Consider the following 14,110-nt stretch of genomic DNA (forward strand, 5'->3'; position numbering starts at 1 on the left):
GCTCGGCCAATGCGATCCTGAAGACCCTCGAAGAGCCGCCGCCGCGTGGCGTGCTGCTGATGGTCTGTCACGCGCCCGGGCGGCTGTTGCCGACGATCCGCTCGCGGTGTCGCAGGCTGGCGTTCCTCGCCTTGGATCTGGAGACGGCGGCGGCCTTTGTGCGCGGCCGCGCGGGCGTCGACGGCGAGACCGCCATGGTGCTGGCCGAAATGGCCGGCGGCGCGCCGGGACGGGCCTGGAGCCTGGCCGCGGGTCAGGCGCTTGAGGTGGACGCCGCGGCGCGGGAGCTGATCGCCGCGCTCCCGGCGGTCGACCCGGTCCGCGCCCTGGCCCTGGCCGAGACGTTCCGGGGCGGGGAGGGGGCTGAGCGTTTCGCCCTGCTGTTCTCCCGGCTCGCGGCGCGGGTGCATGAGCGGGCGCGCTCGGGCGCGGCTGTCGGCGAGGGGCGGCTTGATCCCTGGGCGGCGGCATGGGAGAGCCTGCAACGCATCCCACGCGAGGCCGAGAGCGTGAATCTCGACCGCGCCGACGCCTTTTTCACCGCGCTGCAAGAGCTCCGCCAGGCGGCTCGCGCCTGAGACCTCCATGCTGATTGACAGCCACGTCAACCTCCACGCGCCGCAGTTCGACGATGATCGCGAGGCTGTGATTGATCGCGCCCGGGCGGCGGGCGTCGGCCTGATGGTCAATATCTGCGATCGGGTTTCGAACTACGCCGCCTGTCGCGCGGTGGCCGAGGCGCCGGACATCTGGTGCACGGTCGGAACCCATCCGCACGAGGCCAAGGAGGCCCCTGACCTCTCGCCGGAAACCCTGATCGCGCTGGCCGCCGATCCGCGTGTGGTCGGCATCGGGGAGTGCGGGCTCGACTTCCACTATGACCTCAGCCCTCGCGACATCCAGGCGCGGGTGTTCCGCGCCCATTGCGCAGCGGCGCGGGCGACCGGGCTGCCGCTGGTGGTGCATACCCGAGAGGCGGACGAGGTGATGGGCGCGATCCTGGCGGAAGAGCATGCCGCGGGGCCGTTTCGCATCCTGATGCACTGCTACACTTCGGGCTCGGAGCTGGCGCGGCGCTGCGCCGAACTGGGCGCCTGGTTCAGCGTTTCCGGCATCGCCACCTTCAAGGCCGCCGGGGATGTGCGCGCGGTGATTCGCGAGATGCCGGGCGACCGGATCATCATCGAGACCGACTGCCCCTATCTGGCGCCGGTTCCGCATCGCGGGCGGCGCAATGAGCCCGCCTTCGTCGGTCATGTGCTGGAAAAACTCGCCGAGGTGCGTGGCTGGTCGCGCGACGAGGCCGAGACGCGGACGACCGACGCCTTCTTCAACCTCTTCGACCGAATCCCCCGGCCATGAGCGGCAAACTTCAGATCACCATCCTGGGCTGCGGCTCGTCCGGCGGGGTCCCGCGCGCCGACGGCGAGTGGGGCGACTGCGATCCGGCGGAGCCGCGAAACACGCGCACGCGCTGCTCGATCCTGGTGCGGCGAGTCGGGGAGAGCCCCGAGGCCGAGACCACCGTGCTGGTCGATGCGAGCCCGGAGTTCCGGCAGCAGGCGGTGAGGGCGGGGATGCGGCGGCTGGATGCGATCCTGCTGACCCACGATCACGCCGACCAGGTGCACGGCATCGACGACGTGCGCGCCTTCTTCCTGCGCCAGCGCGCCAGGGTTCCCTGCTGGATGGACGCCGCGACCGAGGCCACCATGCTGCGCCGCTTCGGCTATCTGTTCGAGGCCGAGGGCGGTTATCCGGCCATCTGCACGCGGCATCGGCTGCCGGACCACGGGGCGCATTGGCAGGTGAGCGGACCTTCGGGGGTGATTCCGGTGGTGACCTTCGATCAGGATCACGGCGGCGTGCGCTCGGTCGGCTACCGGTTTGGAAACGTGGCCTATTCGAGCGATGTGGTGGGGCTGGACGAGGCGGCCTTTGCGGCGCTGGAGGGCCTGGACGTCTGGATCGTGGATGCGTTGCGACGCCGGCCGCATCCCACCCACGCGCACCTCGACCTGGCGCTGGAGTGGATCGATCGGGTCAAGCCCAAGCGGGCGATCCTCACCAACCTGCACATCGACCTGGACTATCAGACCCTGATCCGAGAGCTGCCAGCGGGCGTGGAACCCGCCTACGACGGAATAGAAGTGATACATGAGCTGGAAGCGGATTTATGAGGCTGGCAAAGCCACTTAGATTGGGTTTCCTCGCATCAGGCGCGGGGTCTTCCGCCCGCGCCATGGTTAACGCGATCGGGGCCGGGACATTGGACGCCGAGGCGCGACTGCTGGTCTCCAATCGTCGGGAGTCCGAGGCCCTTGGGTGGGCCCGGGAGGCCGGCGCGCCAGCGCTCCATATCCCGACCTTGCCGGATGCGGACGCCGCCGATGCGCGCCTGGCCGAGGCGCTGGCGGATCATGGCGTCGAGCTGGTGATTCTCTCGGGCTATCTGCGCCGTCTGGGGCCGATGACGCTCAAGGCTTACGAGGGGCGCATCCTCAACATCCATCCGGGTCCGCTGCCGGCGTTCGGTGGTGAAGGGATGTACGGCGCCGCGGTGCATCGCGCGGTGATCGCGGCGGGCCTGCGCGAGACGGCGATCGTGGTGCACGGCGTGGACGCGATCTATGATCACGGACCGGAGATCGCCCGACGGACCGTGGCGGTTGAGGCCGGTGATACGGCGGAGACGCTGGAGGCGCGGGTGAAGGCGCTGGAGCCGGAGTTTTTCCTGAAGGTGCTTCGGGAGCTCGTCTCCGGGATAAGGCTGGTATAATTTCCGATAATCTTCCTTAGGCGAAGACCGGATACGGCAGAAGAGGCTTGCGCCTATCGCCTGACCCTCGATCAGGCCGCCCTCCCTGGCCTTCGGATCGGGAGGAATCCTGGTGTCGGCTCAGCCCCTCAGCCTGGCGGCGCTCCGCCTCACACCCGCACCATACGCTTCCCGAGGTTCTCGCCCGCCAGCAGCCCAATCAACGCGCTCGGCAGGTTCTCCAGGCCGTCGATCACGTCTTCCTTCACCTTGAGCCGGCCGTCAGCGACCCAGCTCTGCAGGTCGGCCAGGGCCTGATCGTTCTCGGCGGCGTAATCCATCACCACGAAGCCGCGCAGGTTGAGGCGCTTGGTGACGATCAGGCCCGGGACTCCGCGCGGTCCATGCGGCGGCGGGCCGCCGTCGTATTGCGAGACGGCGCCGCAGCAGGCGATCCGGCCGTGGTTGCGCATGGCGAACAGGCAGGCCTCGAAGACATCGCCGCCGGTGTTATCGAAAAACACGTCGATGCCGTCCGGCACGGCGGCGCGAAGCTGCCGCTTGAAGTCCGGCGCCTTGTAGTCGACCGCGGCGTCAAAGCCGAGTTCGTCGGTGAGCCAGCGGCCCTTGGCCTCACCGCCCGCGATGCCCACGACCCGGCAGCCCTTGATCTTGGCGATCTGGCCGACGATCGAGCCCACCGAGCCCGCGGCGGCTGACACCACCACGGTTTCCCCCGGGCGCGGCTCGCCGCATTTCAGAAGCCCGAAATAGGCCGTCAGGCCCGCGATGCCGTAGACGCTGAGAAGGTGGGTTTCGGGTTTGAGGTCAGGCAGCGCCTGCAGCCCCCTGCCCGGCAGCACGGCGTATTCCTGCCAGCCGGCGTCGGCGAAGACCAGATCACCCGGCTTCAGATGCTCGACATTGGACTGCACCACTTCGGAGAGTCCGCCGCCGGCCATCACCTGACCCGCGTTAAGCGCCGAGCGATAGGTGGCCCCCTGCATCCACGCGCGATTGGCGGCGTCGAGTGAGATGTAGCGCGTCTTCAACAGCACCTCGCCCGCGCCCGGCGTCGGAATCTCGGCGACATTGAGCGCGAAGTGGTCCGCGGCCAGCCGGTCTGCGTTGGGCAGGCGGTCGAGCACGATCTGGCGGTTGGGCATTGGCGTCTCCTGTTTGTCCGGAACCCGCCACGAGGCGGGCGCTGGGTCAAGCGGCGCGCGTAAACTGTCCCCCCTCCACCCTGCTTCGCGGGGTCCCCGTCCCCGGGAGGGCGAGGACGAAGAAGGGGGGCGACCGCTAGGGTGTCTGGCCCCGCCACACCGCCAGCCTGCGCTTCGCATCGGCTTCAAGATCAGCGTAGAAGAGATTGAAACCGGGGGCTTTCCGGCGATCCGCCCAGTTGCCGCGTTGTTGCAGCGAGGCGGAGCGGGGGCGGCTCACCTTGAGCAGGCCGCCGTCGCAGCGGGCGCTGACCTGGCGGGTCATGAAGGCGGGCCGGGCGCCCCACTCCAGGCCCGTGGCGTTGGCGGCGCCCAGGTGCAGGCGCTCGGGCGCGGTCGCGTCGGTGACGGCGCCCAGGATCGGGTTGAAGCAGAGCGCGGCGCGGGGCGCGAGGTTCTCCAACTCGCCGGAGGGGCCCCAGACCAGGGCCCGGTCCAGAATCCGGCGGCCGTCGTCGATGGCGCCTTCCCCCACCCGCGCCCAGGCGGCGAGGCAGCCGGCCTGCGCCTGCGCCGTACACGGCGGGACCGGCGGGTTGTCGGCCGGCGTGATGGTTTCAATGAGATAGGCGGCGACGAGTCTCTGCCGGATCGTCGGATACGGCGCGATCTCGTCGGCCAGCAGGCGCCAACCCAGCGTACCCCCCTGCTCCACACCGACCAGCACAAAGGGTCGACCGTCGTTGTCCTTTGCGAGATAGCGGCGGAACGCCTCGCGGATGTCGCCGTAGGCGAAGCGACGCGCCTCGCGGGCGTCCTCGCGCAGCGTCGTCAGGCTGTAGAGGCTCGCCTGCCGGTAGCGCGGGGCGAACACGCGGCCGACGCTGACAAAGGGCCCCACGTAGTTGGGCGCCATGACCAACTCGAACTGGCGGTTCGTGCGAGTCGAGTTGAGCCGCGCGTTCCAGTTGGCCCCGCCGTCATAGGTGGTGGGCGGAATGAAGAAGATGTCGGCGTCACCGGTTTGGGCCGGCCCGGCGGGAAGCAGATGCCAGGCCGCGGGGGTTGCATAGTCGGGCGCCGTGGGCGGGGTGTAGGTCTGGAAGGGCACCTGCGGATCGAGCGCGCTGGAGACCAGATCGCCCCAGAACAGCACGACGCCGAACACCAGAACGCCCAGCGCGCTTCCGAGGCCGGCCAACGCCCACGCGAGTCCCCTGCCCCGGCGCCGACGCGCCATCTCAGCGATAGGGGTCGGGCTGGCTCAGATAGCGGCCGACATAGTCGGCGATGCCGTCCTCCAGCGATGTGAGCGGCGCCGCGTAGCCAGCCGCCCTGAGCCGGGCCATGGGAGCCTCGGTGAAGTATTGGTACTTGTCGCGGATCTCCGAGGGCATGGGGGCGTAATCGATCTCGGGCGGGCGTCCGGCCGCCTGGAACACCTGGCCCGCCATCTCGGCGAAGCTGCGGGCCTGACCGCTGCCGAGATTGAAGACGCCGCTCACATCCGGGTTGTCGAACAGCCAGCGAGCGACGTCCGCGGCATCGCGCACATAGACGAAGTCGCGCCGCTGTCCGCCGTCGGGCACGTCGGCGCGATAGCTCTTGAACAGCTGCACGCTCTGGCCGTCCCGCACCTTCGGCCAGATCTGTGAAGCCACGGAGCGCATCGCGCCTTTGTGCGCTTCGTTGGGCCCGTAGACGTTGAAGAACTTCAGCCCCACCCATTGGGGCGGCGCATAGTCGCGCGCCGCCTGCCGGGCTGCGAAGAGGTCGAACAGCGCCTTTGACCAACCGTAGGTGTTGAGGGGCCGCAGCCGCGCCAGGGCCTCAAAGTCGTTATCGTCATCGAAGCCGTGTTCGCCCGCGCCATAGGTTGCGGCCGATGAGGCGTAAACCAATCGCCGCTGGTGGTCGGCGCACCAGCGGTAGAGGTCCCGGCTCAGGGTGAAGTTGGCATGGACGATCTTGTCCGCGTCCGGCTCGGTGGTCGAGGAGACCGCGGCCATGTGGACCACCAGCTCGATGTCGCGCCAGCGCGTTTCCAGCCAGTCGAACATGGCCTCGGGCGCCACGAAATCGCCGATCGGGTGCTTGGCGATGTTGCGCCACTTGCCGGTGTCAGCCTCGCGAAGGCGGTCACAGACGACGACATCGAGATCGCGATCCTCGGCGAACCGCGCGGCGATGTTGGAGCCGATGAAACCGGCGCCGCCGGTGACAAACACGATCCTGCGGCTCATGCCCGCGGGCCCTCCGTCATCCGGGCTATGGCGGCGGTGGTGGAGTACCCGTCGACAATCCGCGCCAGCTTCACTTCGCCGCCCCAGGACTTGACCAGCTCGTGGCCGACCACCTCGTGCTCAGCATAGTCGGCGCCCTTGATCAGCACGTCCGGCCGGGCGGCGGCGATCAGGTCGACCGGCGTCGGCGCGGCGAAGGCGGTGACCAGATCGACGCTGGAGAGGCCGGCCAGCACGAGGGCGCGGCTCTCCAGATCGTTGACCGGCCGCCCCTCCCCCTTCAGGGCCCGGACCGAGGCGTCGGTGTTCACCGCCACGATCAGTCGATCGCACCAGGCGCGCGCCTCGGCGAGATAGGCCACGTGGCCCTTGTGGAGAATATCGAAGCAGCCGTTGGTGAAGCCGACCTTCAGGCCCTGGGCGCGCCAGCCGGCCGCGATCTCCGCCATGTGTTCCGGCGTCGCCACCTTGCCCTCGGCGTGGGCCGTATGGGCCGAGAGGGCGGCGTGAGTCAGTTCGGTGGGTGAAACCGTGGCCGTGCCCGCCTTGCCGACTGCGACGCCTGAAGCGGCCTGGGCGAAGGCGATGGCGTCTTCGACAGACGCATCGGCGGCCAGGGCCAGGCCCAGGGCGGCAAGCGTGGTGTCCCCGGCCCCGGAGGCGTCGAACACTTCGCGCGGGCTGGTGCGAAAATGGCGAACAGGCTGGCCCCGAAGCCCCAGGGACACGCCTTTCGAGGCCCGTGTGACCACGATGCCGCCCGCGGCGCAGAGCTCGAAGGCGCGCGCGATGGCCGCTTCCATCTGGGCGTCCGTTTCGGCCGGCAGTTCGGTCGCATAGGCCAACTCGGCGGCGTTGGGCTTGATGATGTCGACGGCGCCGTAGCGGGCGAAGGAGCGGGCTTTGGAGTCGACCACCACCTTTGCGCCGGTTTCCAGGGCGGCCTCGCGAACCGCCGCCATCACCGCCTCCGTGACCACGCCCTTGCCGTAGTCGGAGACCAGAATGACGCCTGCGCCCCGGCCCGCGTCGCGCAGGGTGCGAATCAGGCGCTCCTCGATGTCGCCCGCGACCGGCCGGGCGGCCTCGAGATCGACGCGCAGCAACTGCTGTCCGCCGGAGACGAAGCGAGTCTTGAGCGTCGTCGGCCGATCGGGATCGACGACGAGGTAACCCTCGATGGCGGGTTCCTCCGCGCCGACCAGCCGCAGCGTCTCATGTCCCTCCGCGTCCCCGCCGATCACGCCGACAAGGGCCACGCTGCCGCCGAGGGCCGCGATGTTGCGCGCCACATTGCCGGCCGCGCCCAGCATGGTGGTCTCGTGGTCCCGCGCCAGCACGGGGATCGGCGCCTCGGCCGATATGCGGCTCACCGAACCATAGACAAACCGGTCGACCATCACGTCGCCGATGCAGGCGACGCGGCGGCCCGGCAGGGTCGATAGCAGCGCCTGGAGGGCGGCGAGATCCATGGGCCTAGCCTCTGCGGCGCGTTGGCGGGACGGTCAAGCGGGGCGCACCGCCGCGCGCACCGCCGCAAGCGACCTCAGCAGCGTCCGGGCCTCCGCCAGGGGCAAGGCGCTGGGTCCATCGCAGAGGGCCCGGTCCGGGTCGGGATGGAACTCAAGGAAAACGCCGTCGGCTCCGGCCGCCACGGCGGCGCGGGCGATCACCGGCACGCCTTCCCGCCGCCCCCCGGTGGCCACGCTGTTGCTGCGCGGGTCGGCGCCGGGAAGCTGGACGGCATGGGTGGCGTCGATGGTCACAGGGGCGCCCAGATCGCGCATTCGCGGAATGCCCAGCATGTCGACAATGAGATTGTTGTACCCGAACGAGGCGCCGCGCTCACAGAGGATGGTCTGGGCTTCCGGCGCCGCCTGCGTGATCTTGTCGAGAATGGCGCGGGTGTCCCAGGGCGCCAGAAACTGCCCTTTCTTGACGTGCAGCCAGCCTGCCCTGGCGGTCGTCGCCCGCGCCGTCGCCACCACGAGGTCCGTCTGCCGGCAGAGGAAGGCTGGGATCTGCACGACGTCGGCGACGTTGGCGACCGGTTCGGCCTGGGCGATCTCGTGCAGGTCGGTGCAGATCGGGACGTCCAGCACGTCCTTGATCCGAGTGAGCATGGCCAGGCCGACCTCAAGCCCGGGCCCGCGATAGCTGTCGATGGACGAACGATTGGCCTTGTCGAAGCTGGCTTTGAAAACAAACGGCAGCCCGGCCTCTGTGCAGGCGGTCTTGAGCTCGCGGCCGGTTTCGAGCGCCAGCCCCACATCTTCCAGCACATTGAGGCCGGCGATGATCAACAGCGGTGCGTCGTCGCCGATGGCGAGGTTCCAGCGATCAAGGGTCAGGCGCGGCATACATCCTGATGGCCCGGACCGGCGCGCGCCTCAAGTCTCTTGCGAGCGTCCGATTGTCCACCTTGACCGTAAACCCTCCACGCGCTGTTTATCCTCCGCTTGTGTTTGGGGACCCCTGAATGATCAACGGTACGGCCGCGGCGGCCCTGCATGGAACGCCGCTGACCTTCCGCACCGCCGCGCGGACGATGATCCGCAACTGGGCGGTGGGTACAATGACCTTCGTGTTGCCGGACGGCCGCGAACTCCGCCTGGAGGGCGCCGAGCCGGGCGCCGAGGCACGCCTGATCATCCGTGACTACGACTTCATCAAGCGGACGATCTCCAACGGCACGATCGGTTTCGGCGAAGGCTATATGGCCGGGGAATGGGACACGCCTGACCTCTCGGCTCTGCTGGAGGTGCTGGCGTCGAACTTCGCCCGCTTTGAGAAGGTGGCGTTCGGCAACCCGTTCATGGCGGCGTTGAACCTCATCCAGCACGCAATCCGGGGGAACACGCGGGAAGGCTCCAAGAAGAACATCCACGCCCACTATGACCTGGGCAACGCTTTCTACTCTCGCTGGCTAGACCCGACGATGACCTACTCCGCCGCCCGGTTCGAACACCGTGGCGAGGCGCTCCTGGAAGCCCAGCAGCGCAAGTATCGCACCCTCTGCGAGGCCATGGCGCTGCACCCGGACCACCACGTGCTGGAGATCGGCTGCGGCTGGGGCGGGTTCGCCGAGTTCGCGGCCAAGGACGTGGGCGCCAAGGTCACGGCCATAACCATCTCCGAGGAGCAGTTCCGCTTCGCCAAGGAACGCATTTTCCGCCAGGGCCTCAATGAGCGGGCGGATATCCGGCTGGTCGACTATCGCGACATCGAAGGTCGCTATGATCGTGTCGCGTCCATCGAGATGTTCGAGGCGGTGGGCGAGCGCTACTGGCCGACCTATTTCGACAAGGTTCGCGACAGCCTGAAGCCGGGCGGCCAGGCCGGCCTCCAGATTATCACCATTCGCGAGGAGCTGTTCGATCACTATCGGCGCACGCCGGACTTCATCCAGAAGTACATCTTCCCAGGCGGGATGCTGCCTTCGGAGGAGCGGCTGCGCGCCGCGACCGACCGGGCCGGGCTCGGCTGGGGCGCGATTTCCCGGTTCGGTGTTTCCTATGCCGATACCCTCGCTGAGTGGGGGACCCGCTTTGAGGCGGCCTGGGACGAAATCCGGCGCCTCGGATTCGACGAGCGCTTCCGGAAACTGTGGCGGTTCTATCTGAGCTACTGCGAGGCGGGCTTCCGCACCCAGCGGACCGACGTGGTGCAGTTGAACCTGGTGCGGGTCTGAGACCACTGGTCGGCAAAGCGCGCTTTGCCTAAACAGGTGAGAATGCCCGCCGCCGCCTCCATCCTCGACCTGATCGGCAACACGCCGCTGCTGCGACTGCGCCATGCCAGCGAACTCACAGGCTGTGAGATCCTGGCGAAGGCGGAGTTCATGAATCCCGGCCAGTCGGTGAAGGATCGGGCCGCCCTTTGGATGGTGCGGGACCACGAGCGCGCCGGTCGCCTCAAACCCGGCGGGCGGATCGTCGAGGGCACGGCGGGAAATACCGGTATCGGACTGGCCATGGTCGCCAAGACGCTGGGGTACGCCTGCACCATCGTCATCCCCCGCACCCAGAGCCAGGAGAAAAAGGACGCCATCCGTCTCTGCGGCGCGGAATTGGTGGAGGTGGACGCGGTCCCCTACGCCAATGAAATGAACTACGTGAAGTACTCCGGCCGGCTGGCCGCCGAGCTGGACGCCAAGGAACCGCACGGGGCGGTGTGGGCCAACCAGTTCGACAATGTCGCCAACCGTCAGGCCCACATCGACAGCACCGGCCCGGAGATCTGGGCGCAGACGGGCGGCGAGATCGATGGCTTCGTGTGCGCGGTGGGGTCGGGCGGGACTCTGGCGGGCGTCGCCCAGGCGCTCCGTTCGCGGAAGCCGGACATCAAGATCGGGCTGGCCGACCCCCATGGCGCGGCGCTGCACAGCTACTACACCACCGGTGAACTGAAGGCTGAGGGCTCGTCGATCTCCGAGGGCATCGGCCAGGGCCGGATCACCGCCAATCTGGAAGGCCTGACCGTGGATCAAGCCTGGCGGATCTCCGACGAGGAGATGCTGACGACGATCTTTGATCTGCATGAGCACGAAGGCCTGGTGATGGGCGGATCGACCGGCATCAATGTCGCCGGCGCCATCCGCATGGCCCGCGAGCTTGGTCCCGGCCACACCATCGTGACCCTGCTATGCGACCAGGGGCAGAGGTATCAGTCCAAGATCTTCAATCCGGCCTTCCTGCGCGAGAAGGGCTTGCCGGTTCCGACCTGGATGGAACAGGCATGAGCGACCCCATGGTCAGCGCCGACTGGCTGAAGGATCGCCTTGGCGCGGCGGACCTGCGGATCGTCGACGCAACCCTCCCGCTCCTGGGCCAGCCGGGTCATGGCCGGGATTTCTACACCGCCGGGCATATCCCCGGCGCGGTATTCTTCGACATCAACGCCATCGCCGACCTCACCACCGACCTGCCGCACATGCTGCCGGCTCCGGAGGTGTTCGCCGAGGCGGCGGGCGCCTTGGGCCTGGACCCGGCCATGACGGTGGTCGTCTACGACGCCCACGGCCTTTGGTCGGCGCCGCGGGTTTGGTGGACGCTTCGGGTGATGGGTTACGCCAGGGTGTTCGTGCTCGACGGCGGCCTGCCCGCCTGGCGCGCGGCCGGCGGCGGCATGGAGACCGCAGAGACGGCGCCTGCGGCCGCGACTGTGGCGGCCCGGCCGATACCGTCTCTGGTGGTCGATCTTGAGCGCGTGCGGGATGTGCTTGCCGAGGGCTCGGCCCAGGTTGTGGATGCCCGTTCCGCACCGCGTTTCCGAGGCGAGACGCCGGAGCCGCGCGCGGGTCTGCGGTCTGGCCACATGCCGGGCGCGCTCAACGTGCCCTTCAATCTGGTGGTCGCTCCGGATGGAACCTTGAAGTCGCGCGAGGCCCTTGCCGAGGTGTTTGCAGGTGTCGACCTCGCCCGGCCGATCATCACCACCTGTGGCTCGGGCGTCACCGCCGCGGTGCTTGCGCTCGCGCTGGCCCGCCTGGGCCGGGACGACGTGGCGGTTTATGACGGGTCGTGGACCGAATGGGGCGGCCGCGCCGACGCCCCGGTCGTCACCGGAGCCTGATCCATCGACATTCGCCCCGCCCAAGAGACCGACCTTACGGCCCTGCCGCTGATCGAGCTCTCCGCCGCCCAGAAGTTCGTCGGGCGGGACATACCGCCGGAGCTGCTCACAGCCGTCGCTCCAGCCGAGGCCTACAGGCCGCATCTTGAGACCGGCTTGCTGTGGGTTGTCGACGACGCCGGCGAGGCGGTGGCCTTTCTGGCCGCGCGGATCGCGGGGGACCGTCTGCACATCGACGAGCTCGATGTCCGCCAGGATCGCCAGGGGCTCGGGCTTGGCCGAAGGCTGCTGGCGCACGCGAAGGCGGAGGCTCTTGCGCGGGGACTCGCCCGCCTGAGTCTGACGACCTTCCGCAGCATTCCCTGGAACGCCCCCTACTACGCCCGCTTCGGATTCAGGGGTTGGCCGGCGGCAGAGGCTGCCGAGGATGTGCAGCAGGCCCTGGCCAACGAGACATCGCGCGGCCTGAAGGACCGATGCGCGATGGTGATGGATCTGTAGTCCCTTCCGGCAGCCGCGCCCTCGGGTTCTTTTCCTCCGATGCACGTGACGGCGACGCCGTCAGAACGGCCGCGTCACCGCATCGGAACCGCGTACATCAACCCCGGCTTCGGCGCGTTCCACTGGGCGTTGAGGCCTCGCTCCAGTCTGAGCGCGGAATCCTCGCCAAGGTCCCGGCGGAAGATCTCGTGATAGGCGCCGACCTGACGGATCACCTGATAGGCCCAGTCGGGTGAGAGCCCCAGAAGCTTTCCGAGATCGCCTTCGACGCCGAGCAGTCGGCGGGTCTCCGGATCGGTCGCGGTCTCGCGGGCCTGTTCGACGGTCCTGGAGGTGACGCCCAACTCCTCGGCCAGAAGGGTTGCGTTGACGGTCGAGCGTACGATCTCCGCCCAGACCGGATCGTCCTGGCGCACGACGGGGCCGAGAGGCTCCTTGGAGACGACATCCGGCAGGATGACGTGCGCGCCCGGGTTGCGCATCACCGAGCGCGACGCGGCCAGAGCCGAGATATCCGCTGTAAAGGCGTCGCAGCGCTCAGCCTCATAGGCGGCGCGCGCCTCCGCCTCGGTCTTGGTCACCACGGGCCGATAGGTCATGCCGCGGGTCCGGAAATAATCGGCCAGATTTCCTTCGCTGACCGTACCCGCCTGAACGCATATGCGCGCGCCGCCGAGCTCCTCGGCGCTGTTCATCCCCAGCGCGCGGGCGACGAGGAACCCCTGGCCGTCGTGATAGGTGATCACCGGGAAGCTCACGCCCAGTCCGGCCGAGCGCGCGAAGGTGGCGGATGTATTGCGGGCCAGGATGTCGATCTCGCCGCGCTGGATCGGACCGAAGCGATCCGCGCCGCCCACCACGACGAAGGCGACCTTGGTCTTGTCCCCCAGCGTGGCCGCCGCGACGGCGCGGCAGGTGTCGACGTCGAAGCCCCGCCACTCAGTCCGCGCGTCCTTGAGGGCGAACCCCGGCAGGCCCGGATGCACGCCGCAGCGCAGAACGCCGCGTTCCCGCACCGCGATCAGGGTCTCGCTCACGGCGGCGCGATAGCTCGGTTGGCCGCTGGGCGCGGCCGCCGTTGCGGGCAAGGCGGCCTTGGGCTCCGGCGCGGGCGTAGGCTGGCCGCAGGCGGTCGCGAGAAGCGAAAGGCTCACAACCGCAAGTCGGCGGATCATCGGCGCTCCTTGAACGGGCGAAGGCGAGACGGTCTAAGGGGAAACCACTTTCACCAGCGCGGCGGGAGGCCCGCAACCCCGGATGTCCGATGCGACCCGCCTGATCCACACGCCATTGCCCGCAGGGCTCACCGCCCGCACCGTCGGACCGCCGATCCAGAAGGGCTCGACGGTGCTCCTGCCCGACGCGGCGTCGCTCTATGACGATGAGGCGCGGATCACCTATGGCCGCACCGGCCTGTCCGCCCAGGCGGCTCTGCAGAGCGCCCTGGCTGATATGGAGGGTGCGGCGGGCGTGACGCTCTATCCCTCCGGCGTGGCCGCCATCGCCGGGGCGCTCCTGGCCGTCCTCAAGGCCGGCGACGAAATCCTGGTGGTCGACAACATCTACAAGCCGGTCCGCCGGTTCTGCGATCGCGTGCTGGCGCGCTATGGGGTCACGACCACCTATGTGGACCCGCGCCTGACGCCGGAGACGTTCGTCGGGGCGGCGTCGGACGCCGTGCGGCTGATTCTCATGGAATCGCCCGGCTCGCTCTCGTTCGAGATGCAGGACGCGCCACGGGTCGCGGAGCTGGCGCGGGCGCGGGGCATCCTGACCGCCATCGACAACACCTGGGGCGCGGGCTTCCTGTTCAAGCCGCTGAACCACGGCATCGATCTCTCGATCCAGGCGCTCACGAACTATGTGGG

14 protein-coding genes and 1 pseudogene are annotated in these 14,110 nt (G+C 68.7%); 9 read left to right on the forward strand and 6 right to left on the reverse strand.

Features of this window, described 5'->3' with window-relative positions; translation table 11 throughout:
- The 4 genes and pseudogenes from ACIQ3R_RS07870 to ACIQ3R_RS07885 form a co-directional block, all read left to right on the forward strand.
- Nucleotides 1-578, forward strand: a pseudogene (locus ACIQ3R_RS07870) (DNA polymerase III subunit delta'); the annotation flags it as partial.
- 7 nt (nt 579-585) lie between these two features.
- Nucleotides 586-1,362, forward strand: a complete 777-nt coding sequence (locus ACIQ3R_RS07875) for a TatD family hydrolase (protein WP_397417061.1) — start codon at nt 586-588, stop codon at nt 1,360-1,362.
- Entirely contained in the window at nt 1,359-2,180 is an 822-nt protein-coding gene (locus tag ACIQ3R_RS07880; protein ID WP_397417063.1) for an MBL fold metallo-hydrolase, read from the forward strand. The genes ACIQ3R_RS07875 and ACIQ3R_RS07880 overlap by 4 nt, the downstream gene beginning before the upstream one ends.
- On the forward strand, nt 2,177-2,779 hold the full coding sequence (locus ACIQ3R_RS07885; RefSeq protein WP_397417066.1) for a formyltransferase family protein: 603 nt from the start codon (nt 2,177-2,179) through the stop codon (nt 2,777-2,779). The genes ACIQ3R_RS07880 and ACIQ3R_RS07885 overlap by 4 nt, the downstream gene beginning before the upstream one ends.
- A 149-nt stretch (nt 2,780-2,928) precedes the next feature.
- On the opposite strand, the gene ACIQ3R_RS07890 is transcribed toward ACIQ3R_RS07885, so the two are convergent.
- The 5 genes from ACIQ3R_RS07890 to kdsA all read right to left on the reverse strand — a co-directional run bounded on the left by ACIQ3R_RS07890 (nt 2,929) and on the right by kdsA (nt 8,527).
- Nucleotides 2,929-3,924, reverse strand: a complete 996-nt coding sequence (locus ACIQ3R_RS07890; protein WP_397417068.1) for an NADP-dependent oxidoreductase — start codon at nt 3,922-3,924, stop codon at nt 2,929-2,931.
- A gap of 136 nt (nt 3,925-4,060) precedes the next feature.
- Nucleotides 4,061-5,125, reverse strand: coding sequence for a DUF3089 domain-containing protein (locus tag ACIQ3R_RS07895; RefSeq protein WP_397417071.1), 1,065 nt, complete (start codon nt 5,123-5,125; stop codon nt 4,061-4,063).
- Between the two features lie 40 nt (nt 5,126-5,165).
- Nucleotides 5,166-6,167 (reverse strand): ADP-glyceromanno-heptose 6-epimerase, encoded by a 1,002-nt coding sequence (gene rfaD / locus ACIQ3R_RS07900; protein ID WP_397417073.1) that lies wholly within the window; start codon nt 6,165-6,167, stop codon nt 5,166-5,168.
- Nucleotides 6,164-7,639 (reverse strand): D-glycero-beta-D-manno-heptose 1-phosphate adenylyltransferase, encoded by a 1,476-nt coding sequence (gene rfaE2, locus ACIQ3R_RS07905; RefSeq protein ID WP_397417076.1) that lies wholly within the window; start codon nt 7,637-7,639, stop codon nt 6,164-6,166. The genes rfaD and rfaE2 overlap by 4 nt, the downstream gene beginning before the upstream one ends.
- 33 nt (nt 7,640-7,672) lie before the next feature.
- Nucleotides 7,673-8,527, reverse strand: a complete 855-nt coding sequence (gene kdsA, locus ACIQ3R_RS07910; RefSeq protein ID WP_397417079.1) for a 3-deoxy-8-phosphooctulonate synthase — start codon at nt 8,525-8,527, stop codon at nt 7,673-7,675.
- Nucleotides 8,528-8,646: 119 nt separating this feature from the next.
- On the opposite strand from kdsA, the gene ACIQ3R_RS07915 reads away from it, so the two are divergent.
- The 4 genes from ACIQ3R_RS07915 to ACIQ3R_RS07930 all read left to right on the forward strand — a co-directional run bounded on the left by ACIQ3R_RS07915 (nt 8,647) and on the right by ACIQ3R_RS07930 (nt 12,242).
- Nucleotides 8,647-9,858 (forward strand): class I SAM-dependent methyltransferase, encoded by a 1,212-nt coding sequence (locus ACIQ3R_RS07915; RefSeq protein ID WP_397417082.1) that lies wholly within the window; start codon nt 8,647-8,649, stop codon nt 9,856-9,858.
- Between the two features lie 42 nt (nt 9,859-9,900).
- Complete coding sequence (locus tag ACIQ3R_RS07920) at nt 9,901-10,908, forward strand: cysteine synthase A (protein ID WP_397417084.1); 1,008 nt, start codon at nt 9,901-9,903, stop codon at nt 10,906-10,908.
- Complete coding sequence (gene sseA / locus ACIQ3R_RS07925; protein WP_397417086.1) at nt 10,905-11,741, forward strand: 3-mercaptopyruvate sulfurtransferase; 837 nt, start codon at nt 10,905-10,907, stop codon at nt 11,739-11,741. The genes ACIQ3R_RS07920 and sseA overlap by 4 nt, the downstream gene beginning before the upstream one ends.
- Nucleotides 11,742-11,843: 102 nt before the next feature.
- Nucleotides 11,844-12,242: a GNAT family N-acetyltransferase gene (locus ACIQ3R_RS07930; RefSeq protein ID WP_397417093.1), complete on the forward strand. Its 399-nt coding sequence runs from the start codon at nt 11,844-11,846 to the stop codon at nt 12,240-12,242.
- A 74-nt stretch (nt 12,243-12,316) separates the two neighbouring features.
- Here the strand turns inward: ACIQ3R_RS07930 and ACIQ3R_RS07935 are convergent, their stop codons facing one another.
- Nucleotides 12,317-13,417 (reverse strand): amino acid ABC transporter substrate-binding protein, encoded by a 1,101-nt coding sequence (locus ACIQ3R_RS07935; protein WP_397417088.1) that lies wholly within the window; start codon nt 13,415-13,417, stop codon nt 12,317-12,319.
- A gap of 82 nt (nt 13,418-13,499) precedes the next feature.
- Here ACIQ3R_RS07935 and ACIQ3R_RS07940 point away from each other — a divergent pair.
- Nucleotides 13,500-14,110, forward strand: a 611-nt coding sequence (locus tag ACIQ3R_RS07940; protein ID WP_397417090.1) for a PLP-dependent transferase, incomplete at its 3' end; no start/stop codon positions are given.

It is taken from the genome of Phenylobacterium sp. (assembly GCF_044371015.1).
Classification (GTDB): domain Bacteria; phylum Pseudomonadota; class Alphaproteobacteria; order Caulobacterales; family Caulobacteraceae; genus Phenylobacterium.

Coding starts and splice junctions, on each gene's coding strand:
- sseA (WP_397417086.1), top strand. CDS start 10,905: ATGAGCGACCCCATGGTCAGCGCCGACTGGCTGAAGGATCGCCTTGGC.
- ACIQ3R_RS07875 (WP_397417061.1), top strand. CDS start 586: ATGCTGATTGACAGCCACGTCAACCTCCACGCGCCGCAGTTCGACGAT.
- rfaE2 (WP_397417076.1), bottom strand. CDS start 7,639: ATGGATCTCGCCGCCCTCCAGGCGCTGCTATCGACCCTGCCGGGCCGC.
- kdsA (WP_397417079.1), bottom strand. CDS start 8,527: ATGCCGCGCCTGACCCTTGATCGCTGGAACCTCGCCATCGGCGACGAC.
- ACIQ3R_RS07920 (WP_397417084.1), top strand. CDS start 9,901: ATGCCCGCCGCCGCCTCCATCCTCGACCTGATCGGCAACACGCCGCTG.
- ACIQ3R_RS07890 (WP_397417068.1), bottom strand. CDS start 3,924: ATGCCCAACCGCCAGATCGTGCTCGACCGCCTGCCCAACGCAGACCGG.
- ACIQ3R_RS07915 (WP_397417082.1), top strand. CDS start 8,647: ATGATCAACGGTACGGCCGCGGCGGCCCTGCATGGAACGCCGCTGACC.
- ACIQ3R_RS07880 (WP_397417063.1), top strand. CDS start 1,359: ATGAGCGGCAAACTTCAGATCACCATCCTGGGCTGCGGCTCGTCCGGC.
- ACIQ3R_RS07885 (WP_397417066.1), top strand. CDS start 2,177: ATGAGGCTGGCAAAGCCACTTAGATTGGGTTTCCTCGCATCAGGCGCG.
- ACIQ3R_RS07935 (WP_397417088.1), bottom strand. CDS start 13,417: ATGATCCGCCGACTTGCGGTTGTGAGCCTTTCGCTTCTCGCGACCGCC.
- rfaD (WP_397417073.1), bottom strand. CDS start 6,167: ATGAGCCGCAGGATCGTGTTTGTCACCGGCGGCGCCGGTTTCATCGGC.